The organism is Tatumella ptyseos, from assembly GCF_030552895.1.
GTDB lineage: Bacteria > Pseudomonadota > Gammaproteobacteria > Enterobacterales > Enterobacteriaceae > Rosenbergiella > Rosenbergiella ptyseos_A.
The window spans coordinates 810,501-836,539 of record NZ_CP130649.1 but is presented as its reverse complement, the minus strand read 5'-3'; the positions used below and the strand labels follow the sequence as shown (position 1 = coordinate 836,539).

Genomic DNA, 26,039 nt, shown 5'->3' with positions numbered 1-26,039 from the left:
GTCCTTATTTTATAAGCAGAGCGTATTAATTGAGCCGCAGTTATTATTTGAGATATATCTAGCAAATCTGAAAAGATCTGCTTGGTTATCAAAACCTAGCTTGCGACAAGCGCTTCGATAATGCGTACGAACTGTTTTAATAGAACGCATCATTTTTTTTGCGATCAAATGGCAATCAGCCCCTTGGCCAATAAGGTTAATGATCCTGAACTCAGTGGGTGACAATTGCTGATAGCGTTTAAGATCATTTTGCGCAACAAGATCAACCAACTCTAGATGAGTCGATATTTTCCAACTAAACACTGCCAAAATTCTCGAAATTTTACCATCGATTTGCGTTAAAGTACTTCGGCGGCAATTAAATGGAATATAAATATTCTCCCAGTATATTTTTTTATCTTCAGGCAAACTGCTAATGCCTATCATGTCAGCGAGGTTAATAATAACGACCTCTTCCCGACAATCAAAACTAAGGTGGAAGCTTGTCGAGTCATCAGGAGCAATTTTTATTCCGTTAATCCCTTCACGCCATTGTCCAATTACCAATGAAACAATCCCAAATTTGAAGTAAGCATCATTACCTACCACCCTGACAATTAATGATTCCATTTTTACCCACAAGCCCTTACATGTTAATTAAATTAATATAACCCCCTAAAAATAATTAACAAACGTTAGCCAGAGTAGATTAAAAAAAGATATATGGAAATAGGATTTATTTATTATTCATTATTCCGAATACAATAATCTCATATGTATAATGTTTAACCCCCTCATTCAAACCAAGCCTTTGCTGAAGCCGTATCATAAGTACCTGCTAAGTGCAGTGTTATATTTTGTGGGTAAAAAAGGATTTGAGCAGTGATCGTTAATGTCAGTTGCGACATTGAGTGTGCCGGCGTACCGAGTGACGCAACGGAGACCGTTAGAGTTTGAGAATCAATACGAGGTTCAAAGCGAATAATGGCCGTTTTAATTGCCCGTTCGATTTGTGGAAAGCACTGAGATGAGATGGCCTCACCAATAGTGATGCCCAATCCGTAATTAAGTACCGATGATTCAATCAAAGGCTCTTCACGAGTTAGACAAGGTAGCTCTGGGGGTTGGCTATTCAATAATTGCATTAAATCCTCAGTGAGGATTTGCTTTATCATCGAGGCATCAACCGAAAAAGCCCCATCATCGCAGTGAACATCATCTAATAACTTAAATAAGGTTACAGGTGTACACCATTGGGTATTACTCATCGTAATTTCCCTCTATTTACTGTTAATGCCAGATCGGCGAAAGCACCCTGACATTCAATAATGTTTAAAATATCATTGCCAGTCGTTACTAGACCAAGGGGGAGTGTTTCTGGAAGCTCTTGTTCAAGGCTCTTTAGGATCTGGGCAATCGTTTCTGGTGCTTGCGCGAGGGTTGTCACCAGTTGATAAGCTGACGCTTTAATTTGTTGCTGGAAACAAGACTCACTATCCGCTTCAAGTGTCGAGCTCGAGGTGCGACTTTGGTAAGAGGGCTGCTCCTGATATATCCAGTATTCTCTTGCCAGTTGCTGTAAAGGATATTTAGCGCCAGAGCTCTCCAAATAATAGTCGCCTTCTCCACAAAAACTGCTCCTCCCCTGGTGTTGCCGAAAAAGATTTTCCTGCCTCAATAGTTCAATTTCTAATAAATACATTGATTGCTCCACTGATAATCTGCGCTCCACAACCTGTCGTATCCCCTACCCGCGCAACAGGGATGCCTGTTACAAAGACTGCGGTAGAGCCCGTGACTATTGGACTTGTCGCATGTAAAAGTGCGCAACTTGTGAGGCTCACGCCCGTTAGTGCTAAAGGGAGCCCCATACATCGTACTGCAACACAACCGTTGATTACCGTACCACCATGTGTAGTGATATCACCCACCCTCGCCATTAGCATTAGTCATCTCCTGTTATAAACTTAAACATCGGGGTTAATACTTCCCGTCATGGTTGGGATCGGTAGTGGTAATGTCTTCTCAATAAATAACCCTGCCGTAGGAGTAATACCCGGCAGGCCAATGACACCGCCCCCTCCGCCTCCGCCACGTGGGCCAGCATCACCGGGATTAAAATCAATCTGTCCTGCTTGTAAGATAATTTGGCTATCGGCAATGATCCGAATTCGTCTAGCAGAAATAACGAGATCGCCCCCGGAACTTAAGCCTAATGCTCCGCCTACCGCTAAACCCATGGCTCCTCCGGTTACCATTGACATGGCTCCGCCACTCGCAATACCAATCGCTCCTCCCGCATTGATTCCAATTGCCCCTCCTGCATTAATGCCAATTGCCGCCCCCGCATTGGTACTGATTAGGCCTCCGACCGTAGTATGATGTGCTCCGCCGACAGTCACCCCTAGCGATGCGCCAATAGCATAGTTACTCGACCCTGCGACGGTAGAACGATGATCCTGGCCTACCTCAATCTGTTGTGATGCACCAATAACTTGTACTTCATTTTGTTTTGTTAAACGGTGCATATTGCGCTCTGCTTGTTCCCAGTATTGTTCCTGTCCTAACTGGTCTTCAAAACGGATACCGTTATAATTAGCGTCATTTCCTCCTACACTTCGGCTAACCAGTCCACTTTGGCTACCATGATTGGGTAACGTCCAAGGGGGAATCGATTTGTCGTTATATAAGCTCCCAATGATTAAAGGCCGATCCGGATCGCCTTGGATAAAATCGACGATGACCTCATGGCCGACACGGGGAATATACATGCCACCAAAGCGATTACCGGCCCAAGCTTGGCTAACGCGTAACCAACACGAATCGGCTTCACTATTCTGACCGTAGCGATCCCACTGAAACCGCACCTTTACGCGCCCGTATTGATCGGTCCAAATTTCCTTCTCAGCAGGGCCAGTGACCTTCGCCGTTTGCGGTCCGAAAGTTCTCGGTTTGGGGGTAAGTTGAGGGTGACGGTAACGTTTAGCGAGTGGCTGAACGGTAAAATGACAGGTCGTTTCACCCCTGGCTAGGGTGGAACTCTGGCGATTATTCACAATGTCCACGTCAGTACTTAAAATAAAATAGGGTCGATTGGCCTTTTCAACTGGATAACCCGAGAGGGAGAATTGAGTTCCACACGTCATCCCTCTTAATTCGGCCGTCCCTGTACAGCGATGGCCCAGTGCGCCCAATGCCTCAATCCTAATTTTTGCCAGATGTTCACCTACCCCAGTATCAGTAAAGTCTCCTGGCCAGTCATAGATCTCCATACTATTGAAATGAGTATTTCTTGGTTGTAATTCACTCACCAACAGCGTTTTACGGGAGGCGGTGAAATCGTAATCCGACGTTACCCAGTGGCCGCTCGTTAGCGCTTCTTGATAATGGAAAGTATGGATATAAGGTGCTTGATAAGCAGGAGACTGCGCAAGATAGGGCAGTGTCTGATAACCGTCATGACTAAAAGGTGGGTGCGCATGCGGACTGTCGACAAAGACCACTTTATGGTTCATTTCGGTATGCTCGATAAACCAATAAATCCCCCACTTCTCCAGCAATCTTTGCACGAAATCATAATCGCTTTCCCCGTATTGCACTTGGTAATCCAAAGAGGGATAGGTCTCGCTCAGTCTGCACTCATAAGGGCACCCATAATCTTTGAGTACATCGTGTAAAATATCGACGACAGATTTTTGCTGATAAATTTTAAAATCGATCGTCTTACTCAGTAAAAAGAACCAAGGGCAGATTACGAGTTCATATTGTGAATGTTGCGCATCGTGGCCAAGATAGCGAGCCTTCTCAATTATCCCGTTAATCCATCGTATCGGTGGTTGCGACGAGCTAGGCTGTCGCTCCGCTTCTAATGCAATACGAACACTAACGGATTGGCCGATTAACGTCTGTAAATCAATATCCGTAGCATCATCTTGGTCGTTCCCTGTCCGGCTGACCGTTTCGGCTTGTAGGGTATACTGCCCCAATGTTGAGAGCGCCTCACTACCTGTTAAGCGTGTGATAATTAACCGTTGAGAGTGCTCAGAATGATTAATTAATGTGAGTATTCTGTCCATATTCTTCCTTGATAAGCGCTAAGGGTTACTCTGCGGTCGTACAATCAAATTGCCGAAACAGCGAGATAAGATAAGGCACCGATGTCCCTAAACCATTTACTTTGAGACGAGCCTGTCCCATCCCGTCTCCTAAGGTGACAACGGTTTCTCGGCGACGAGGCTCATACTTTTTTTTACTGCGCTCAAGCCAACGCAATACTCCCCAAAATCCCGTCTCTTCAATACTCCATAAGGAACGTCCTTCAGCGGCAACGGCGCGTATTTGAAAACTGGCAGCAGGGTTAGCAACTGGCCAGTGAATCTTGTGCGTCAAGAGTGGACCGTGAACATAACGAAAGTGTTGTTTATCGTTATCAATCATTAACTGAGTTATACCGTTAGCCAGCTCGTGGATAGATAACGTTAAGTTCACGCTTAGCGGTGATGAAGAGTAGGGAAATAAATACTGCTGGATCTTCTTACCTTGCTCAAACAGCGTCAATAATTGTGGCGAGATAGCATGATCTGCTGTCACGAAACGCCAAGGACGATGATGGGTATCGACTTTATCGGCCAAATATTGAGTGAAATAGCGGGCTAATTTCCCTTGTGGTGAAAACATTTCTGCCACCGTAACCGGATCGGCCTCAATATTTGATGAAGCAAAGGGATATCGTCCCATCAAATGTTGACGGCAGTGATGCAGAATTTCCTGCTCAATCCGTTCAGCATTGATCGCCCACGCGTGCTGGGTAACCTGACGCTGCGCAACGGACAGTAATGTGTTAAATAAACGTGGTAAGGGTGGTGGAAGCTGGTCAAGATGACGCAGTAGCGTATTCCCCCCCGGTATAGTGGCCTGTTCAGTCATTAATGCACGAAACTGATGTTCCGTCGCTATCCCGGTCGCTTGAAGAGTAAGATAGAGCTGGGTCAAGGCTATTTCCAATTGCGCTAATGAAAACGTAACCGTTGAGGAAGGTGGTTCGACAAAACGATGTAATGCCATAAAATAGTGGTCGACATTATCGCGCCGCCGCTGCCTCTCTTCATCCCCCTGCTTCCCCCAATCTGTAGAAAGCTTTGGGTTATCCCTACCTAGGGCCGCGGTAAGTTGCGTCTGATTAGCAACATTAATAAGTAACTGCCGTAATTGAGAGTCTTGCCGAGTAAAATCTTTCAAGACATATGCTATACGATTGCTACCCTGACCTTGATTAGCGTCGTATTCATTGAGCGGAAAGCTGAGCTGTACCCCATTCAAAAAATCCTGCCAATGGCGCCGGTAAGCTTGTAAAAATAACAGTGACACTTGCTGCCAATGCTGCTGCACCACACTATCAAGAGGTGACAATTTTTTACCGTAAAGAATATTTCCTACACGACGTAAAGATTCAGGAAAATGTTTAGTTGGGACATGATTATCCCAATATTGTACCCCCTGTAAGTTGTAGAGCCCAGCAGCAGGATCTGAAGCTCCCTGAAAAGCGAAAAGGAGGGGGTGCGACGTGGTAATAAGCTTAGGTAGATCGGCGATGGGTAAAGGTACCTCCTTAAGTTGCTGCAGAATATCGTAATAAAGATAGCCGGAGACTGGCTGCAATAATAATTGTTGCCGCGTAGACTCAATCAACGATTTATCGACAGTGCGAGAGGAGCTTTGCCATCCTTTAATACGAAAAAGTCGCTGGAGTAAAAGTGGAAGAGTGTCCTCACGTTCAACAACCGACAGCAACGCCGGATGAGAAGAAAACCGCTTTGCTAAAAAACTGCGATCACTCTCTAATTCACCGATTAACATCAAATAGGCGCTGAGCGTTATCAATAATGTCTGTGGCTCACCTTTGGTTAACTGCCTTGCTAAATCTTCATGAGCAACCTTTTCCAGCATCGGAAGTAAATGCTGCAGTAACCACTGATCATAAACAGAATCTATTTTCTCCGCCCACCGTTTATCCATCGCTAACCCCCAATTACTGAGTCGTAAAGGAGACTGGACCTGAGATGGATAAGAGGCCATGGCTAATTGATTAAGTTTATTAAGCGCTGAATCCAGTGGAATCTGCGTCGACATTAATTGTTTCTCTAATCTGTTCAACGCCAGCCAAGAATCGGCGAGAAAGCGCTGATTCGCGTAATACGCTTGGGTAAGGCCATAAACCATTAGCGTACTGACCACTATGATTATCGCAAAGACAGCACTATGGCGAAAACGGGTGGTAAACCGATGGAGATATAACGATTGGCGTAGCCGAAAATCGTCAATAATCCGATACTGGAAAAGGTGTTTGATAAGATAGTGTTGAAATAAGGGCCGTGAGGTTTCCATCGTTTGATCAGGAAGAGACTCGGGCGGCTTGCTAGCGATAGCCGACTCATTGCCGTCAGTATCGTCTAACCATTGTGCAATCAAGGAATCAGGATGACTATAACGACTTTCTTGGCTCAGCATGCTACAGCCCAAATAGATGCCCTGTAAGACCGGAGTGTCCTGAGTTACGCGCTCAGTACGACAAGTGACTAACGGCTCGATAAAACACATTAATGCTGTGACTAAGGCATCAATATTGACAGGAAAACGCTCAATCCCCCGCCGATCTGCGGCCTCTTCGCAATGATGCTGTTTATTCAATACCTGGTGTTCAATTCGCTGACTCATCGAGATGAGTTGTTGATGGATAGTCTTTATCGACATGGGCTTATTCGCGTCGAGAGAAAATGTTTCACCTAACAACTGATAGCGCTCTTTTAAGGAAATATCATGAAAGTACTCTTGAAAACCGGATAACTGATCAATTTGGCTCACCATAATGTAAAGAGGAAGTTGTCGATCACTGCTCAACGATAACTCCCGTAAATGAGCGCGGCACAGCGCCGCATATTCTGTGAGCTGTTGAGGCGTTGACGTTAATAAGCGGGGAGAGTCGATAACAAAAAGGACGGCTTCAATACGTGCAACAGGTTGCAGTGAAACGAGTTGCTGAGTGAGGGCTTGCCACTCTTCTGACGTCTCGGCTGTCATCTGCTCAGGATCAAAATATCGCCCGGGCGTGTCACACCACAGGGCGTCCTCCGCCCACCACAACTGAGGATGCTTAGTCATACTTAAAGAGTGTCGCGCGTCCTGTTGCTGAGAAGGTGAAGTCCAGATGAGCTCCGCATTCTGCAACGCTGCAGTTTTACCGCTTTTCGACGGCCCAACAATGACCACACAGGGTTGCAGCGTCGACGCCTCGGTACGGAAAAATAGACGCTTATATAAAGGGATTTGTCGCTTAGCGTGACGTCGCATTGCGCGCCACTCTTTTAGACCAATAACTATTTCAGGGAAACGAGTGGGTGATGATCCCCGCAAAAAAGGGAATGAGGTTAACCTTGGCGGCAGCACATCAAACCGTTTCGCAATAAAATAACCTATTGCTAGCAGCGCAATACACGAACAAATCAGCAGCCTTAATAAAAAAGGTCCCAAGGGAGTTGATGTCCCTAAGGTGAGAAAGGGCCCTAGCCACCACACCACATTAATTAAGACCAATGCCATAAACAGATATCGCGGCCAACCATAGGTAAAGGTCAGCGCAATAAATAAAATCGTCACTATCACCATCGCACGGTGAAAAGGTGAGATAAGAGGATAAGCCTCTCCTATCGCCCATTGGTCGCCATAGATCGCAACAATAAGGCAAACGGCTATCACACTACTTACTCGCGCGAATCGACTCATGATCTTAGTGAACACCGGCGTCGACAATTCCATTGTCTACTCTCCCTAATAAGTAATAAAAAACTCTACACGCCTGTTTTGATTACGCTGTGCGGCATTAAGATTAGCGGTAAGCGGTTGGCGCTCACCGGCGCCAACGGGTTGTAATTGCCTGTCAGTAAAGCCATGGCGATAAAATATCTGCGCAACCTCCTCTGCCCGTTGTAGAGAGAGTTGCTGATTAGAGGTATTTTTCTGGCTTTTTATCGGCTGGCTATCACTATGGCCAATTAAGGTAACCTTTCCGTCTAACGTCTTAACCGCTTGCGCAAGGCGGGCAATTAAAGCGTGATGCTGAGCGAGGAGTTTGGCACTACCCGAAGCGAACATCGCGCTATCGACTACTTTCACGAGATCCCCTTGGGTTAACCTCTCTACTGTCAACTTGCCTTGCTCGATATCCGTCTTGAGTAATTGTGGTAGGGTCAACGCTGCCTGTTGTATCGGTTGCCATTGCTGGTGGTCAGAAAGACGTAAAGCGGTGTTCGTCAATTGAGAGAGTCGATAATCCAGCGGTAATCGATAAGCAGCATAAAGTCCCATGACGAATAGTAGGCTGAGTAAACTCGCCCCACGTCGGGATAATCGTTGTCTTAGCTGAGTGGGTTGTGCTAATCGGGGGGAATCCGTAAAGAGAGTTGTTGGGGGGTCCAAGTAAGGTTCGATTAACCTATAAAGCTGTTGTCGGATTTGTGTTAGCTGCTTTTTACCCTCTTGCTGGATACTATATCGACCTTCAAAGCCTAAATTCAGGCAATGTAACATCACCCTGAGCACATCAGCGTATTCAGTGGGGTTCATGGCCAAGCGTCCCGCTAGGAGGAAAAATTTATTTCCTCCATCGTTATCTTCTTCGAAATAATTCAATAAGTTTTGTTGTGGCCAGCCACTCTTTATTCCCCACTCAGTGGTATGAATCGCCTCGTCCATGGCGGTACAGAGGCAATAGCGCACAATGGTCATTTTCCGCCACGGAATATTCACTTGCTCACACAGTTGTGAAAAAAGCGTGACTTCATAAATTAACCATGACCGTAATGTCTCTACTGACGTAAGTGGATCAATCTTTGAGGGTAGCTCGCTAAGGACGTTAAGCAGCGGTTTCGCAAGACGGTATAAGGGAAACTGGCTCATTTGTACTTGGGCTAATCGTTGACTGACTGTTTCGCCGATAAAATGCTTTTTCGTTAGGGTGATGTTCTCTATCCCATTATCAATGGTATCGAGGGTAGTCGTTACCCTACCCGATGTATTCAGTGAGGCGGTCGATAAGGATTCTAGTTTGGTCATCTATCACGTAGCCCCCATAGCCGAAGGGTTAACCCAGTAAAGCTCCCCGCAACATGGAGTGCTACCGCTTGTTCCTCGAGAATTTTTTGCCAATCACGACCATGCTTGACCAATTCGAAATAATGGGTCCCTGAACAGTGTGCGAGTTGACGAGGTGGAGCCCCAAGGAGCTGTAGCGCAACACCGGGTAAGTGGGAGCGGACTAAATCAAAAATTTGTCGTGGGGCACTCACTTTACTTTGTTGAATAAAGTGGTTGATGATCTGCTGATGGGGAACGGAAGCTTTTACCGCCACGATAATGGATTGATAATCTTCTAACCTCAGGTCCGGATTGCTTGTCACCCAAATCCCATTTGTCTGACGCTGAAAATCAAAACATTCCCCCGCTTTGGTGAGTAACAGATTAAGTTGCTGACTAATATCGTCGATTAAAGGGCGAAATGTCTCTGCTAACTGTTTATGTTGATAGCGAAAGCCCTCTGGTGGTGGCCGCCGCTGACGACCTAAATAAGTCGCTAACTCGGCTTGTAAGGCGTTTAACTCTCGGAAATAGTTCTCCGGATGTACTAGAGGTCGTTGCAGCAAGTAATCAAGAATGACCTGATAGCGATTACACAATTGTAAAAGTAGGTATTCCTCGATTTTAACCGCGAGTGCATCGCTCTGGCCTTGTTCGCTCAAAGGTGAAGCGAATGCATCAGCCCGATGCTTAAGCTGTCCAGCGATCTGCTGAATACCATTCATCAATGTGGTGCTGGTGCGGGAATCGATAATGGGGGGAATAAATTCCTCTTCGACTAGGATGGCCCTACCATCCGATTCGATATGTTTTAGCTTAGTACAAGGGATACCGATCCAAGTATCATTCAGTTCTGATTCAGGTAATAGGCGCAAATTCAGATGAGCCATTAACAGATGCCGAGGTTCCCGATGTATGGCATTGCTATCGTGGACCAGCTGCTCTGTCGCAACAAAACGTGCCAACGAATTTTCTTGTGCAGAAGATAATGACGTCTCATCGTGCCCTGGAATGGCCAAAGGCAATGCAATACAAAGTTGTTGGCCACAATACTGCGGCTGTAATGTCAGGGGTTGTGGGGGTGGACACTCTTCAGGGAAGGCAAAAGGCGTCCCATCTGGGAAGATTCCCCTCGCCGAATTAATCATCAATTTACCATAATTGAGCGCTTGTTGATCAATCTTAAGATGTGAAAAACCCCAATGATAAGGCGTAAGGATCGACGCACGTTGATGAACAAAATGTTCAAAATAGCGCTCTTGTTGTTGGAACAGTTGAGGCCTTAAAAATAGCCCTTCGCTCCAAACCACTTTATTTGTTTTCATCATTTACCTTGTTTTGAAAGTGAGAGAGTGGAGGCTTGTAGTAAAATGACGGGCTGAGCTAGGCGATCCCTGAAGAATATTTCCCAAAAAAATCGTTGAGGATTATCTATTGTGTGGATTACCGACCACTGTTGGGACGAGAGATCCCGAAATGCCGCGACAAAGGCCAAGGTGTTACGTCCGGTTTCGAGCGGAATCGCTACGGTTTTTTGTTGCCCTGGCTGTAAGATGATCTCACCGATACGCCGATAATCATGACTCTCCTTAATAGGGATCGATGACATCAACATGAGTGGATTTTCGGCACTAAAGTTATCAAGATTCGATATCTGATAAATGAAAACTTGTACCGGGGAAGGATGACCCTTTGTATTTTTATTAATATCCGTCGCGGCAAGAAACTGAGCGTCAATTTTTGAATAGGTTGTCGGTTTAATTGTGCAACCTGAGAGAAAAAATAGTAGCAAAAACATACAGCAATAAAATAAAGGCACAGCATCCCCCTTCACAAAAATATGAATAAAAACTTTATTTGGAGAGAGAGAAATAACAGATTCCAAAAAAGAATTAGAAATCTGTTATTTCTTTCTAAGGACTTTTAATTCAGCGTGTTAGATTTCACATTATAGCTAACGGTAACCGCTCCCGATTTACTGCCTTCAGCATTTTGCATGACATAATCTTCAGTTACTGCCGTAAACGAAAAACTCACTTGCTCTCTCGCTCTAACCTCTTCCTGAGAAGAACCGGTGTTAGTCAGGCGAGTAATGATGACATCACTAAAGCTGATGGTCAGATATTCCAGTGGATCGCCACCTGCTTTACGAATAATGAATTTTACGTTTTTTATATGCTTACCTGATAAGCAATAACTTAAAAGATTTGGACTGGCTCTATCAATATAGTGCTCGAAGGAGAAGTCATCGACAGTTGCCTTGCCTGCTCCGCCGCCAGAACCTTGGTGCATATTGGAATGTTGTGAGCACCCCCAGCCCCAGCTTAAGACCTCGATCTCTCCTTTATGCTGAGCATCTTGAGACTCCCCTTCTATACCATCAAATTTAATAAAAATATCTTGAGACATGAACACTCCTTGTTAAGGGTTATTGTAGAGATTTAAAGGCTCTCTTTGACCGAAGGCAGCTTAGCCACCATACGCAGTGACACCGTCAAGCCCTCTAATTGAAAATGTGGACGTAGATAGAATTTCGCTTGATAAAAACCTGGATTGCCCTCGATATCCATAACGTTCACCTCCGCCGCCGCCAAGGGACGCCGCGCTTTAGTCTGCTGAGAGGAGTTTGTAGGATCACCATCGACATAATTCATCACCCAGTCGTTAAGCCATCGCTCCATCTCTTCACGAGATTTAAAGCTACCAACTTTGTCGCGCACGATACATTTCAAATAGTGGGCAAACCTCGAGCAAGCAAAGAGGTAAGGAAGTCGTGCTGATAACGACGCGTTAGCTGTAGCATCATCATTATTATATTCAGTAGGCTTTTGTAGGGATTGGGCACCGATAAAGGCGGCATAATCGGTATTTTTACGATGGACTAAAGGAATAAAACCACTCTTTGCTAATTCGGCTTCTCGGCGATCAGAAATAGCAATCTCTGTCGGGCATTTGAGATCAATTCCACCATCATCCGTTGGGAAGGTATGGCATGGTAGTCCTTCCACGACACCTCCACTCTCTACACCGCGGATCATCGTGCACCAGCCATACAGTTTAAAAGAACGGTTAATATTAACCGCCATCGCATAGGCCGCATTAGCCCAAATATAGTGACAGTGATCCGCCCCTGCCGTATCCTCTTCAAACGCAAAAGCGTCGACAGGATTCGACCGTGCGCCATAAGGTAACCGTGCTAAAAATCTTGGCATTGCCAATCCTAAGTAACGCGCGTCCTCCGATTGGCGCAAGCTATTCCACGCAATATATTCCAAATTTTGGGTGAAAATTTTCGTAATATCGCGTGGGTTTGCCAATTCTTGCCAGCTTTGCATCTGCATCACTGAAGGTGCTGCACCAGAGATAAAAGGGACATGTGCAGAAGAGGCAATTTTTGCTAACGAGGTAAGTAAATCAACGTCTTCTGGCGAGTGGTCGAAATAGTAATCTCCCATTAGGCAGCCATAAGGCTCTCCGCCTAATTGTCCATACTCCTCTTCGTAAATCAGTCTAAAAATAGGACTCTGGTCCCAATTCGCCCCTTTATAGTGTTTCAAGTTACGTCTTAACTCATCGCGAGAAATATCAAGAACACGTAATTTTAGTTGTTCGTCAGTCTCTGTATGGGTGACTAAGTAATGCAGGCCGCGCCAAGCACTTTCTAATTTCTGGAATTCAGGATGATGCAAAATACCATTAATTTGATCCGATATTTTCTGATCGATTGAGGCGATTAATGCGGCGATATTTTTATAGGCATCCTCTGAAAGGATAACCGCACTTTCCAATGCCTGCTGTGCCAAGGTCTTGACCGCAGATTCTACCGCCTGTTGAGCCACATCAGTTTGTGGACGAAAAGCTTTTTGTAGTAGAGCCGGAAGCTCCGACGAGACCTGATGTGACTGCTCTAAGGGGGCCGTAATAGCATGTTTCATCTTTTACTCGCCCTCTTGCACAACATGATTATCTCTCGTTTCTTTAGCTGGGAGAGCAGCCAGCGCCGTGAGTAAGTCAGGATCATTTAGAAACTGCATCACTAAACTCTCCGCATCACTTTTCCCATCCATATAGGTCTGTAGATTGGCTAATTGCGTCCTAGCCTCTAGTAATTGAGCGAGAGGTGCCACTTTTTTAGCAATATTCTCTGGCGAGAAATCAGACAATCTCTCTAGGGTTAAATCTACAAGTAATTGCCCATCACCGCTCAAGGTGTTCTCAACATTAAACAAAACTCTGGGCTGTAGGGCCTTCATGCGATCATCGAAATTATCTATATCAATCGAAAGAAATTTTCTTTCCTTTAGCGATTGCTGGCTAATGAGTGATTTACCCGAAAGATCTGACATGACACCCATTACAAACGGGAGATTGACTTTTTTATCATCCCCGTAAATTTCTACGTCATATTCAATCTGAACACGCGGCGCGCGATTTCTTGCAATAAATTTCTGAGAATCCTTATGGCTCATAGATAACTCTCCTTGTGATTAAATACTCAACATCCTATTATTTCAGGGATAATTGATATTAACGGTTGCCTTAACCATTAATTTACCCGCTGTAGGGGCTAACCCTGTTGAATAATAACTTGCTGTAAATTGATGAGATTCGATATTTGTCCCACTTGCATACTGATAAGTCTGACCGGTATTAGGCTGATTTATTTTTAATTGTTCACCATTTTCTTTACGAATTCTAACTTGAATGTTTTCACTCATCCCTACACCTTGGCTATTTTTTAAATTATTGGTTAACGCATCATAAAATGCGTTTTCAGCATGCAGTGATAATAATACGGTCTGTTTTTCAGGGCAGTTAGTTAATTGAATAGTGAAGGGCTTTATTCCTAATTCATTTTCTTGTGCGGTGAACTGACTTATTGATAAATCGGGTAGTTTGATAGTCTCTTGAGCAGAAGATTGGTTGATAGTTAGTCGACAGGTCTCAGCTACATATTGACCTTTGAACAATAGTTCTATTTTACAGTTGTCACGACAAGTCGTAGTCACGGCAATGGATGACGAGGTAGTTAAGAGTAAAATGATCCCAATACTGCAATGGCCGATAACTTTATTTTTCTTCATTGACAACTAACCTCCTTGTAAATAATTTCAGTATTCGATTTATTCACTTGCTCTATTAAGTCTGGACTCACATGAATCTGACAAGTTACTTTCGTCACACTATCGCGAACAAAGAGCGCTTCATGCTCAGGATCCCAGCCTTGTATAAAGGCTCTGCCTGCTTGAGAGATAAAAGCTAAATGGGGGGATTGCTCGGTAAAAAGCTGGCTCATCATGGCAAAAGGCTTATGGTGCCTATCTCGGACTTTCAATAAAATTGGCTTCCCTAACTGAGTTTTCATTTTAACTTTTACTGCAGCCCCCATCCTGGGTACAACGGTGACTTCATTTTCAACAATAGTTACTGTCAGGGGTAACCCCTCTGGATTAACGGCGATTCGATTTTCTTGGTAGGGAGAGAGCGATGGCAGAATTCCGTAACCCTGACGGTTGATAGTCGCGCCATGTCCGTTGATAATTTTCGCACCTTTTGCCCCCTGAGCTTGGATGATAGCAAAAGGGTTATTACCCAGAGTTCTTCCGGCCAGTACCCCATCTGAATGGGCAACCACACTCCCGTTAGCAGAGAACGAATATTGCTGATACCCACGATTACGGCTGAAAGAAGAACTGTATTGTCCTTGAGAGGCGTTATAGGCAATATTGGCTTGTAAACCATTATTCATCTTTTGTGTGCGTACTTTCTCACTATTAATTCCCACACCATACATCAGGTTACTTTCATCGCCATGATGGCCATTCATAGTCTGTTGTAGCGTCATCGTCTTATCACTATTACGTGTATAAGTGCTATAGAGTGAATCAAATAGTGGTTGCGTTTGACGCCCCGTTCCAAATGGAATATTAAGTGACAGCATAAGGGTATTGTCAGGGGTACCTTGATAGGTATGACTACGAGACAACACCGCACCTAAGCTGAATGAGCTAAATTGCTTATTAATGGAAAAACTGTAATGGTAAGTAGACTCACGATTTACGTATTTATAGGCGGATGCGGTAAGGTTTACGCTAACACTTTCAGTCAGCGGCTGGCCTACAGAAAGTGATGTCCGTTGTTTTATTACAGGATAAATTCCATAATTTAAGTCACTTTTATCATTACTACTTTGATTGATAGTTCGATAATTTCCGGAAACGATTCGGTCTACTGAGGCAGTAATACTGGTTTGGGTATCATGGAGATATTTGCTGTAGGAAAGGTTAACTTTATAACCTTTACTATTAGTGCTGGGTTTTATGCGATTATCTTGCGATAAATTACCCGTCAGTGCAATCCCCCCTAAAAAGGTATTCACGGCATTACCTATGGCGAAACCTTGATAGCTATTTGCTGCTTGTATTCCGCTATACAGCGTATAATTCTCAGTTAATCCATAGAAAAAATTGGTTTGAAAAAAATAAGGAGAACGTAAAGTTGTTATCCCACTCACTTTTCCTATATCAACTTCGTATTTAATGACTGATTTATTAAGGATTAATGGCGGGGCAGAATTAGGAATAATAAAAACTCTTTTTCTGCCATCCGCTTCATCTATCACCATTGTATAATCACCGCCATAGCCCCCTACACTAGGGGAATCAAGCTCGAAAGGTCCCGCAGGGATACTGGTTTGTAGAACTATCTCTCCTTGCTGCCAAAGCGTAACTTTGGCATTAGTCTCAGCTATCCCAGAGAACTGCGGCGTATAAGAGCGTAATGCCGAGGACAGCATTCGATGATCTGATCGCAACTGCGCACCTCGAAAAGTTACGCTGTCGAACACTTCTCCGGAAGACCACGTTTCTCCCACTCTAAACTGGCTTTTTAGTGCCGTAAGATCATGCTCCGCATAGGCTGATTGACCATGATACCGCCAAGGGTTATTGTGGACTTTACGACTCATTTGTCTATAACGCAGGCGCCAGCCTTCGAAATTGATACCCAGTAGCGAATTGAAACTGAAGGTTTTTTGTTGTGTAACAGAAGAAGTGTTTGACGCCGAAGTGCGTTGACTATAACTATCGAAATTATAGTCAATAAAGGCGACGTTACTTCCCGTTTCCCAACGCTCAGGGGCAATGTCACCCGGTTGATTAGGTCGGAAATATTTCTGCCCAACGGTGAGTTCAAGTAAAAAATCACCACTTTCATAGTTTGTTCGAGCCCGTGGTATCCACTGTTCAAGCCTGGAGCACTGACCTGTATTGACACTGTTCTCCTTCGCTGCGCCAAGGATAATGCCTAATTTTTGGAGCGTTACCAGGGTAAAGCAAGGTTGAGCACGCCCTTCTGGCTGTCCTTTAGTGGAACGGAATGTAATTAAAAACTGTCCGCGTGGTTGACCATTAACCGTAATATAAACTTGATAATCGCCTGCAGTGACTGGATTACTATGCTCGAAAGCCCCTAAGTCAACTTTTTGCCCATGAAGGAAGTGTGAGTCAAAGGATAGCTTTTCGTTCTGTTCAAGGGACAAGTCTATCGATGGTAAAGGCTGCTCAACTGCGCACGCTATAGGAGATAAAACCAGCCCACCAACGATAGGGCTAGTTAACACCATTGTTCGCCATGAGAAACGCGTAACGATATCGCTTCTATTAATGAATTTTATAGTCCCACTATTCTGCTTTAGCTCATCCATAGCCATGCATCATCCTGAATAATTAATAAATCAATGGTGACTATTTTTTACTAGTAATAAATCCCTTACCGTCACTATATCCACCCTGATATTGGCTACCATTACCAAAGTCGTTAATAAGCTCAAAAGCAATACGTGTTACCTTTTTATTACCTAGCGCTGCCGGTAACGGTATTTCTTGCTCAGAAAAAGGGTTGAGCATTGTGAGTGGAATATCGTACTTCTGCGTTCCGGCACTCAGTTCAACAGAATAAAAGGAGAGATAATAAGGCGTCGGGTTGGAAACCCATAATGCGCCGTTACGATTAAGCTTCCATTCAATTTTTGTTCCTTGGTCAGCGCTATTCTCTTTTAACGCTGCAGGACGATAAAAGAGCTTAATACGCGTTTTGAAAGCTAAAGAAAGCCGCTCACTTTGTTCTCCTTGAGCACTATTCGGTGGCACTTCAAGTAAATTAAACCAGAACAGCGACTCACGATCTTTAGGGAGTGCTTCCCCAAGGTAGCGTACCCTGACGCTCTGACCTTTACCGGGTTCCATGCGAAATAGCGGTGGAATGGCCATAAAAGGCGTTTCTTGTTCAGTTCCCTCAATCGCTGGTTGCCCTTCATCTATCCACACTTGTACGAGTGCAGGTGAATCTCCCTTGTTAGAAGTTCGTACCGTTTTTTCCTGTTGTCCCTCAATAAAAACAATACGAGTTCCCGTAAGGGTAACCCCAGCGTAGCAGTGACTCCATAATAGACTGCTGACAATAAAAAAAAGTGTTGATGCTCTTACTCTGTTCCTAATCGCTTGCTGCATAACAATTTCCGGTAAAATAAAACTGCCACAGCACTAAGCGGTGGCAGTAAATAGTTTTTTAAGGGTAAGCGATGGTGTAGATAGCTTTAGCTTCAATAAGCCCTGCCGTCGCCACGCCTGTCGCATAATATCCGCCAGCAAAACTCATTTTTGCGGCACTATTCACCAGTGCTACCGGTGAAGACGTCTCACCTAAACGTATTTGTTTTTGCTCTTGATAAAGGCGAACTTGAACATTCGAAGCCCCGTTATTCGTACTGACTACACTATTTTTTAAGTTACCCGTTACTGAGTCTTTATCACTACCGCCAACAGCTTCGAAATGTACGGCGATATTTTTCAGGCCGCTCGAACAGTTTTTAACCGCGATGATAAACTCTTTGGAGCCTGCTTCAGCACCAGAGACCTTAAGCGTACTCGTTGAGAGCTTGGGTAATAAAACAGTAAAGTTTTTTGCGCCATCAATCTCACAGGTCTCACCGGTCAATTCACCAGTAAAAGTAATAAGTCCCTGCTGATCACTTAACTTCGTTGGATCAGCGGCATGCGCAAAATGTGAAAGTGGAAATAGTAGTGTGGTGCACAATAAAATTTTTGCTTTTGACATATGTAGCATTCCTTTGAATAACGTATTCACCATACTTCTTTCAAGAATACAAAGAAGCATTCCTTTTTAATAATAAGTCTAAATAATTTCATATACTCTATTCCCACCCCTCGATTAATATGAGGGAGGGTTGCGCACCAGTTAAGCTATCTATACTCAATCCATAGATATAAGCACAACTTCTCTAGCCGCGGCATAAGATAATATTCAACACTTCCAGAAGATAAAGAACTAATCATATAAAACCAGTAATTTAAGAAAAAAGCCCGATTCAAATTCCTAATTAAAATCAAAAAACCATTAATATATTGATTAATGCATGATGTTTATTTAGCTTTTTAGGGTTTAGATAAAAGAATCGCTATTTGTTTTATTAGGAGTAATATTTTATGGACCAGCGGTTTCTTAATTACTACCGTAGAGAATTACTTTTCATGCGAGAGATTGCGGCAGATTTTGCACTCAAACATCCGAAAATTGCTAAGCGACTCAATATTCACGGTACTACGATTGCTGACCCTTGGGTTGAGCGCCTTATCGATTCTTTCTGTTTCTTAACGGCGAGAACACAGTTAAAAATTGATGCTGAGTTTGAGCCATTTACTCAACGTCTACTTAACAGCCTCTCCCCAGAATACACCATGCCGACACCGGCCAAATCTGTCGTTGCCATAGTTCCTTCCGCCCTGCAAGGTGAGTTAACAGCAGGCTATACCCTGCCTACTAATACGTCATTGATGAGCCGGGCAGTCGATAAATCAAGTACGCGTTGTGAATTTCGGACATGTCGCCCACTCACTCTTTGGCCCATCACTCTACAGCAGGCGGTCTTGACTCAAATTTCTCCTGAAGAGATGGCGGCAATAGGCCAAGCTGACACACTACTCACTGCTAAAGCGGCCATCCGCCTAACCTTGTCACTCTCTCATGAACTTTGCTTTTCACAGCTCAAAAATTGTGATGAGCTTCCTATCTACCTAAAAGGGGACGAACAAGTTTCTTCCCATTTATTTGAGCTGATTGCCTGTCACTATTCTGGGATTGTTGTGAAGTCTCCCTCATACAGCGCGCACTTTTCTAAGCAACTCACAGGGCCGTTGGTCGATGCCCACCCCAAGAATTACGCCGCAACTTCTTCCTTATGGCAAGGTCATCATGGTTATCGATGTCTAAAAGATTTTTTCGATTGTCGCTCGCAGTTTTATTTCTTTACCATCAAACCTCTCGTCACGGCATTACACCACTGTCACGATAGTCAGCTTGATATCTTACTCTTACTTGATTGTTTTCCTGCCGAACTCGTGTCGGTCATTAACGCTGAACGTTTTAGTCTACATTGTGTTCCGGTTATTAATCTCTTTCCCGGCAAAGTCGATAGAGTGAATGTGCGTTCTAACACCCTAAAGCACCCTATTATTGTGGATCGTACTCGCCCTGCCGACTATGAGGTGTGCTTAGTGAGTTCTGTAAGCGGCTTTAGCAGTGAAGGAGAACTCTTAGCGAAATTCTCTCCCTTATATCAGGGACCGGTCACCAGCGAAAATAATGAGGGCCGCTATTTTTCTGTCGAGCGAACCCCACACCTAATCGGCGATATAACTGAGCGCCACTCGACAGAGTGCGGTGTGTGGCTCAGTCTTGTCGATCAGTCACAGCCCCCACACTCACCGCGATTAGCAAGTTTACATATTGACGCTTTAGTCTCGAATCGCCATCTTCCAAGCAAGCTGCCACAACCCAATGACGAAGGATATGACCTTCAATTGGAGGAGAGTATACCGGCTAAAGGGGCGATTTTTGTCAGTGCTATCAGCCGTCGTTATGATTCACTCGCCTATTCTGATTCAGCGTGGAAATTGATTAATCTTTTACAGTGCACCTATCAACCTCTTGATACCGATCAACCGATAGAGAACGCAACGCAGTTACGAGAAAGATTAAAATTATTTCTACGTCAGGGAGATAATTTTTCTGACGGTATAATCCGCAGTGTGGTGAGCTTGACTTGCCAACCCATTGTGAAACGATTAGCTCAAGATGACTTATTACTTAATAGCCGTGGAGTAAAATGCCAGCTTACCGTGGATGAGAGTTTATTCTCGAGTCATAGTCCATTTTTATTTGGCCACGTTATCGCACTCTTTCTCTCAACTCATTCTACTATCAATAGCTTTGTAGAAATGGAACTCTTATCTTTACAACGAGGGACTCTGCATTGCTGGCCTGCAATTATTGGCCAACGGGGGAGATTATGAGTTCATCTCAATCTTCAGCTCTCTTACCCAAAGCCTTAAAATATCTCCCCCTTGATACGCCATGGGCCACTAACTTTCTCGCTACGTTACGCCAACTCTCAGCACTTGCTCAGGACAATCCTATACCTGGCAATGCATTAAGCTGTAAGGAGGAGAACTTTCGATTAAGCCAAGCGGTTAGCCTCGCGTTTCCCGCCAGCGAGGTGGCATCGATGTGCTGGCAAAGGAATCAGTTGGCCATCAAGTTATTCAGTCTAGGGGTATGGGGGCCACAGGGCCCGTTGCCACTGCATTTTTCAGAATTAGCGTTAACGCGTTTTCAGCAGCAAGATAGTGCACTGATAGACTTTATCGATCTCTTTCATCACCGTAGCATGGCGATATTCTTTCGTGCCTGGCATGCCGCGCAAGATACTGCATCCTTAGATCGCCCCACTCAGGATCGGTTTTCTTTTTACCTTCGCTGTTTAACGGGGTTATCGTTATCCGATACCCTTTCCCCAGTGCGAGAGCAGCATCAGTTACTCTCCACCGCTTTTCACCTAGCACGTAAGAATTGCGCCCCGCAAGACCTTGTTTCGACACTTAAAGCCTTATTTCATCTACCTTTCGAAATTGAAGAGTTCCAAGCTGGTTGGATTGATCTTAATGGTAAAGAACAGAGTCAGCTAACGCATCAGGCTCAATTAGGGATCAATGCTGTCTTAGGTGAAGCCAGTTACCAATCCGGTCACCGGTTCAAGGTTTGGTGTGGTCCCTTAAGTTATGAACAATATTGCAGTCTACACCCCGACAAACCGAAATTAGCCTCTATTTCCAACACTATCCAACGCCTTACAGGAGGTAACTACCATTACGATATACATCTTGTTCTCGCCGTCCCTCACACACTTTCGACAACCCTTTCGGGTAACCGACAACTCGGCTTCGATGCTTGGTTAATGCACGAAGCGACGGATATTCCGCAATTAGGAATGATTTATACCTCACGTCTTAGCGCCGACTAGTGAACACGCGGCATTGGCTCAAGGAAGAGAATATGTCAGCTTTACCTTCTATTTTCGCAAAATATTCATGGCTGGATGACCCTGTTAATGATGAGTCACCTTGCGGCCCGGCTATTGATTACCACCCTGATTTTTTAGTTTTACAACAACAGGTTTCTTCAACACAATCAATTGAATACGGCACATTTATACAATCCCCACCAATCATCAAGTGGTCATCCTTATTACCTGATCTTGAGCGTTTAAGTACCCAAACTAAAGATATTCGCCTGATTATTCTGCTTATCCGAGCGCATATAGCCCATCATGGGATGACGGCTGTCGTAGAGGGCATCGCACTATTAATTAGGCTGCTCAAACGTTGGCCGGAGGCATTACACCCACAGTGCGATGATGAAGGTGAATATGTCCCGGAATTTCGCAGTAACGCGTTATCTGACTTAGATGATATTGAGGGGTGTGTCGCAGAACTACGACGCTACACTTTCCCCACTACTGAAGTAGAAGGATGTTGCCTGTCAAATCTCGAACAATGGATAGTTGGAGATAACACATTGTCCTCGGCTGATAAGGCCCGCCTGCAGCAACATTATGCTTCCCATCTCAGCTTTTTCCAAACCTGTATCGACGCGCAACACCAACTTAATCAGCTAGCACTATTAATGCCTAGTAGTTTGGGTACCGAATCACTTTCCTTCCCTCATCTTTCTGCACTACTCAATACTTTCTGTCAGTTTCATCAGCGTCAGCAACATGCAGTGTTACTCCACAATGATGACGCCCCCAGTTTACCGCTTATCACTGACGGTCATTTACCCCTGGACAGCTTAGCGTACCGCAGTGAAGCAAGAGCGAAATTACGCGAAATCCGTGAAAACTTCGCTTATTACGAGCCAAGTAGCCCATTGAGTCTGCTTTTATTCTTCGCAGAACACAGTATTGGGCTCGATTATCAACAGGTTAGCCGACGTTTTCCGCGCGAATTAATCGCCCTGATCACGCTTGAAGAAGGAATTTTAGAATGAAAGGGTTATATGGATTTTTATTACTCATGTTTGTGACTAACTACAGCTACGCCGCCTGCTACATAGCTCGAGGCACCCCAACCACTGTGACCATTCCGGCTCAAACCTTAACCATTGATGCTGATGCACCCGTGAGCTTAGACCAGCCCTTTGCACGAATCGATAGCTTACCCATCACGGCGAATATTGGCTATAACGATTGCTATCGGGGGACTGAATATGGACGACAACTGACTTATCTTGCAAATCGCGAGATTAGCAATCAAATCTATACGACTGATATACCTGGTATTGCGGTAAAAGTGTTGTGGACCAATGGTAGCGGAAAATATGGAGGCTACCCGAAAAAACAAACTATGGTGTTCCAGAATAATTTGCCTACAGGCACATTCGATTATGAACCTGGCTCAGCCTACCGACTAGAGTTCTATAAAGTCGCTGAAACGCTCTCGCTATCGAGCAACGCTAGCGCACAACTGCTACCACTGGGAATAGTTGCTTATAACTATCTTTTTACTCCAACGCCAAGCAATTACTCAATGCAGTTAAATTTAGGTGCCATCACTCTTAAGAGTATCCCAACTTGTACTCTGGACTCGAGTAAGACTATCGACTTCGATCGTGTCAATGCGAGCAGCCTAGCCTCAGGCGTTTATCGAGATATCAACTTTAAAATTAATTGCCGCAGTGATTATCAACGCTTCTCTACCCGTGCCTCGGTCAGTACACAAACACCGAGTAGTGACCACCAAGCCATAAAAGTTACCGATGCTGCAGGTCAAGATGATCGACTCCGTATTTCGATGTATGACAGTAATAAAAATCTACTTTTTGTCGATGGGACGACGGGGGAAGCCCTAAACAATATCGCGAGTAACGGCGATGCTAATTTTTCTTGGCAGGCAGTATTGAGACCAGGCTTGAAAAGTCCACCGGCTGCCGGCCCCTTCACCGCCTATGCAGAAATCCAGTTTACTATCGAGTAACGTCATAATGGATAATCGCATTTTCATTAATATCGCCAGCTATCGCGATCCAGAACTCTGGCAGACGCTAGATAGCCTCATGACTGAAGCAGCGGAACCGAGTCGATTACACATTGCTATCTGTTGGCAAGACGATAACGATAGTAATCGACTTGTGTCACAAGGCTGGAAACCGGTCGAATCTTCCTCAATCACTGAATACCAGGTTTATCGACTTGAGGGGTGTGAAGCACTAGTTGAACTGATTATGATGCCTTATCAACAAGCTCAGGGAGCAGGCTTTGCTCGTGCACTCTGTGATAAGTTATTTCGACAGGAACAATGGTTTCTACAGATTGATGCCCATAGCTTATTTGCGCACCATTGGGATAATTACCTGATTGAAACGCTAACTAAGCTTTACCAAAAGAGTGAAAAGCCAGTGATGAGCAGCTACCCTCCCAGCTATCATTACACTGCACAAGGACAGATTGTTTTTGCCCAGCAGGCAAGTCGTGTAACCTTCAATGGCTTCAATGCAGAAGGGTTACCGACTCTCGCTAACCGTGCATCCACCAGCGTACACTTAGAAAGAGGCAGTTATTTAGTCGCGGGATTTATTTTTACTCAAGGCACTTTTGTCACTGAAGTCGGTAATGACCCTACTATTTTTTTCGAGGGTGAAGAAATCACCCTTTCCCTGCGCGCATTCAGTTGGGGGTACGATATTTATCATCCTACCCTCCCCGCATTATGGCATCACTACACTCGCGACGATGTACCACGGATTTGGCACGATCACAGTCTCGCGGCACAGGAGGCTGGCGACGTTCCCTTAGTGTGGATTCAACGAGAATTTCTCTCGCGAGAACATGTTAAGGCGTTATTAGGGCTGCCTCACTCTCTTGAGCCTCCAAGAGAGGGGAAAAGGCTTGGCTCCCTGCGGACACGCCAGCAATTTGAATATCAGTGCGGCCTACATTTTCAATTAGCCAGTTGTTATGTCGACTGTTTAGCCCCCCATTTTTGCAGTATCTATCCACTTCCGCTCGACGACGTTGCTTGGAACCATGCCCACCGTATTTATCACCATAAGCAGGTTGACGTCTCTGAGCTCTTTGGTACAGCTTTACCCGATAAACTGTTTGTCCATCTCTATGGCCTAAATACACCACGGCTGATGCAATCCATCTACACGCCTTCGCAGATTATGGCGCAGGCTAGCAGAGTCGTTATTGAATGCTGGTCTACCCCTAATCGTCCCCCCACATTGATACGCTTTGGCTGCTGGTGGGAAGCGTTAGGTTGGGGAATTATTATCGAATGGCCTTGGTCTGAGCAAGACGGGCCTTATTGTTTACTTTAAGGAAGATTAACCATGGAAGGTCAAACCTCTAAATACCCATTTGCCGACGGATACTTTCTTACTCCCGTCCCCCTCGATAACCGCAGTGTGCATCAGCTGTATTTTATCGATAAGCAGGGTGTCACCTATCAAATTATTATTAATCACGGACGTTTAGCCGATAACCAAGATTTACCGCAATTCGTCGAGCAAGAGGTAGAAAAGATGCAGCGACAAGTCCCAGACTTTTGTTTAGAAGCGAATTCATCGCCTACGACCTTGGGACCGGCACAATGTGCGATCATTCAGCAGACACACAAATTTTTATATGAAGGTTGTCCGTTTACACAATATTGTGCCTTCATTCATCTTCCGCTGCATCCTGAGGTTAACCGTTACAAAAAAAATGTAGTGATCTTATCGCTAGCGTCTCCCTCGCCCCATGCAGAGCAGTTGGCTCACTTTCAAAGCATTATCAATAGTTTTATGCCTTGGGAATAGATTCGCTCCAACTAGCCTTATGATTTCAGTCTGCACTATACTTTTGTTACTCTTTAAGTGCTAAAAAGGAAACGTAACAGTGACCCGAACAACCCACAGTTATCAACCCAAACAGGGTCACGGCTTGGCCCACGACCCCCTCAATTCTATTATTGCGCCGCGACCTATTGGCTGGATATCCTCGTGCAGTAAAGCGGGCCAACGAAACTTGGCACCCTATAGTTTTTTCAATCTCTTCAACTATGATCCACCTATCATCGGTTTCGCCAGTAGCGGATGGAAAGATAGCGTAGCGAATATTGCCGAAACCAAAGAGTTTGTATGGAATTTGGTGACACAGCCCTTAGCGCAAGCAATGAATCAAACCTCTGCCCCGCTACCACATGATCAAGATGAATTTACCCTAGCGGGATTATCATCCGAAAAAGGCCAACTCGTAGACGTTGATCGGGTCGTTGAAAGCCCAGTTCATTTTGAATGCCGTCTAACTCAATTGATTCAACTGCGAGATACCGACGATAAACCTATTGAAAGTTGGTTGGTATTGGGCGAAGTGGTGATGATTCATATCGATACCTCATTATTAGACAACCAAGGTATTTACCAAACCGTCGAGGCGATGCCGCTTCTGCGTGCTGGAGGGCCTTCAGCGTATTACGGTATTTCCGAGGCGCAACGAATGGATTTATGGCGGCCTCAATAAATCTGGAGAGGAG

The 26,039-nt window shown here is 44.7% G+C and carries 23 protein-coding genes; 7 read left to right on the top strand and 16 right to left on the bottom strand.

Features of this window, described 5'->3' with window-relative positions:
- Positions 1-9: 9 nt before the first annotated feature.
- The 16 genes from QJR74_RS04015 to QJR74_RS03940 all read right to left on the bottom strand — a co-directional run bounded on the left by QJR74_RS04015 (position 10) and on the right by QJR74_RS03940 (position 18,225).
- On the bottom strand, positions 10-609 hold the full coding sequence (locus tag QJR74_RS04015; RefSeq protein WP_304373332.1) for a helix-turn-helix transcriptional regulator: 600 nt from the start codon (positions 607-609) through the stop codon (positions 10-12).
- A 164-nt stretch (positions 610-773) separates the two neighbouring features.
- Positions 774-1,247, bottom strand: coding sequence for a type VI secretion system baseplate subunit TssE (locus QJR74_RS04010; RefSeq protein WP_304373331.1), 474 nt, complete (start codon positions 1,245-1,247; stop codon positions 774-776).
- Positions 1,244-1,681, bottom strand: coding sequence for a hypothetical protein (locus QJR74_RS04005; RefSeq protein ID WP_304373330.1), 438 nt, complete (start codon positions 1,679-1,681; stop codon positions 1,244-1,246). Before QJR74_RS04005 ends, QJR74_RS04010 begins: the two co-directional genes overlap by 4 nt.
- Positions 1,662-1,925, bottom strand: coding sequence for a PAAR domain-containing protein (locus QJR74_RS04000; RefSeq protein WP_304373329.1), 264 nt, complete (start codon positions 1,923-1,925; stop codon positions 1,662-1,664). The genes QJR74_RS04005 and QJR74_RS04000 overlap by 20 nt, the downstream gene beginning before the upstream one ends.
- A gap of 21 nt (positions 1,926-1,946) precedes the next feature.
- The gene (locus QJR74_RS03995) at positions 1,947-4,055 is read right to left on the bottom strand and encodes a type VI secretion system Vgr family protein (RefSeq protein ID WP_304373328.1); all 2,109 of its coding nucleotides are present in this window, start codon (positions 4,053-4,055) and stop codon (positions 1,947-1,949) included.
- A gap of 25 nt (positions 4,056-4,080) precedes the next feature.
- Complete coding sequence (gene tssM / locus QJR74_RS03990) at positions 4,081-7,791, bottom strand: type VI secretion system membrane subunit TssM (protein ID WP_304373327.1); 3,711 nt, start codon at positions 7,789-7,791, stop codon at positions 4,081-4,083.
- A 12-nt stretch (positions 7,792-7,803) separates the two neighbouring features.
- Complete coding sequence (gene icmH / locus QJR74_RS03985) at positions 7,804-9,087, bottom strand: type IVB secretion system protein IcmH/DotU (RefSeq protein ID WP_304373326.1); 1,284 nt, start codon at positions 9,085-9,087, stop codon at positions 7,804-7,806.
- Positions 9,084-10,433, bottom strand: coding sequence for a type VI secretion system baseplate subunit TssK (tssK, locus tag QJR74_RS03980; protein ID WP_304373325.1), 1,350 nt, complete (start codon positions 10,431-10,433; stop codon positions 9,084-9,086). Before tssK ends, icmH begins: the two co-directional genes overlap by 4 nt.
- On the bottom strand, positions 10,433-10,927 hold the full coding sequence (gene tssJ, locus QJR74_RS03975; protein WP_304373324.1) for a type VI secretion system lipoprotein TssJ: 495 nt from the start codon (positions 10,925-10,927) through the stop codon (positions 10,433-10,435). Before tssJ ends, tssK begins: the two co-directional genes overlap by 1 nt.
- A gap of 104 nt (positions 10,928-11,031) precedes the next feature.
- Positions 11,032-11,517, bottom strand: a complete 486-nt coding sequence (locus QJR74_RS03970) for an Hcp family type VI secretion system effector (RefSeq protein ID WP_304373323.1) — start codon at positions 11,515-11,517, stop codon at positions 11,032-11,034.
- Between the two features lie 32 nt (positions 11,518-11,549).
- Entirely contained in the window at positions 11,550-13,043 is a 1,494-nt protein-coding gene (tssC, locus tag QJR74_RS03965; RefSeq protein ID WP_304373322.1) for a type VI secretion system contractile sheath large subunit, read from the bottom strand.
- Positions 13,044-13,046: 3 nt separating this feature from the next.
- On the bottom strand, positions 13,047-13,577 hold the full coding sequence (tssB, locus tag QJR74_RS03960) for a type VI secretion system contractile sheath small subunit (protein WP_304373321.1): 531 nt from the start codon (positions 13,575-13,577) through the stop codon (positions 13,047-13,049).
- Between the two features lie 42 nt (positions 13,578-13,619).
- Positions 13,620-14,192, bottom strand: a complete 573-nt coding sequence (locus tag QJR74_RS03955; protein WP_304373320.1) for a fimbrial protein — start codon at positions 14,190-14,192, stop codon at positions 13,620-13,622.
- Complete coding sequence (locus QJR74_RS03950) at positions 14,189-16,819, bottom strand: fimbria/pilus outer membrane usher protein (protein ID WP_304373319.1); 2,631 nt, start codon at positions 16,817-16,819, stop codon at positions 14,189-14,191. The genes QJR74_RS03955 and QJR74_RS03950 overlap by 4 nt, the downstream gene beginning before the upstream one ends.
- Positions 16,820-16,853: 34 nt before the next feature.
- The gene (locus QJR74_RS03945) at positions 16,854-17,618 is read right to left on the bottom strand and encodes a fimbrial biogenesis chaperone (protein ID WP_304373318.1); all 765 of its coding nucleotides are present in this window, start codon (positions 17,616-17,618) and stop codon (positions 16,854-16,856) included.
- Positions 17,619-17,676: 58 nt separating this feature from the next.
- A complete protein-coding gene (locus QJR74_RS03940) occupies positions 17,677-18,225 on the bottom strand; it encodes a fimbrial protein (protein WP_304373317.1) in 549 nt (182 codons plus the stop codon).
- A gap of 389 nt (positions 18,226-18,614) precedes the next feature.
- Here QJR74_RS03940 and tssF point away from each other — a divergent pair, with 389 nt between their 5' ends.
- From tssF to QJR74_RS03905, 7 genes are all read left to right on the top strand, one after another.
- Entirely contained in the window at positions 18,615-20,480 is a 1,866-nt protein-coding gene (tssF, locus tag QJR74_RS03935) for a type VI secretion system baseplate subunit TssF (protein ID WP_304373316.1), read from the top strand.
- A complete protein-coding gene (gene tssG, locus QJR74_RS03930) occupies positions 20,477-21,487 on the top strand; it encodes a type VI secretion system baseplate subunit TssG (protein WP_304373315.1) in 1,011 nt (336 codons plus the stop codon). The genes tssF and tssG overlap by 4 nt, the downstream gene beginning before the upstream one ends.
- A 32-nt stretch (positions 21,488-21,519) precedes the next feature.
- Entirely contained in the window at positions 21,520-22,512 is a 993-nt protein-coding gene (locus QJR74_RS03925; RefSeq protein WP_304373314.1) for an ImpA family type VI secretion system protein, read from the top strand.
- Positions 22,509-23,498 (top strand): fimbrial protein, encoded by a 990-nt coding sequence (locus QJR74_RS03920; RefSeq protein ID WP_304373313.1) that lies wholly within the window; start codon positions 22,509-22,511, stop codon positions 23,496-23,498. Before QJR74_RS03925 ends, QJR74_RS03920 begins: the two co-directional genes overlap by 4 nt.
- Positions 23,499-23,505: 7 nt before the next feature.
- On the top strand, positions 23,506-24,843 hold the full coding sequence (locus QJR74_RS03915; protein WP_304373312.1) for a GlcNAc-transferase family protein: 1,338 nt from the start codon (positions 23,506-23,508) through the stop codon (positions 24,841-24,843).
- Between the two features lie 12 nt (positions 24,844-24,855).
- Positions 24,856-25,323, top strand: a complete 468-nt coding sequence (locus QJR74_RS03910; protein ID WP_304373311.1) for a DcrB-related protein — start codon at positions 24,856-24,858, stop codon at positions 25,321-25,323.
- A 79-nt stretch (positions 25,324-25,402) separates the two neighbouring features.
- The gene (locus tag QJR74_RS03905; RefSeq protein WP_304373310.1) at positions 25,403-26,026 is read left to right on the top strand and encodes a flavin reductase family protein; all 624 of its coding nucleotides are present in this window, start codon (positions 25,403-25,405) and stop codon (positions 26,024-26,026) included.
- The last annotated feature ends 13 nt before the right edge of the window (positions 26,027-26,039 follow it).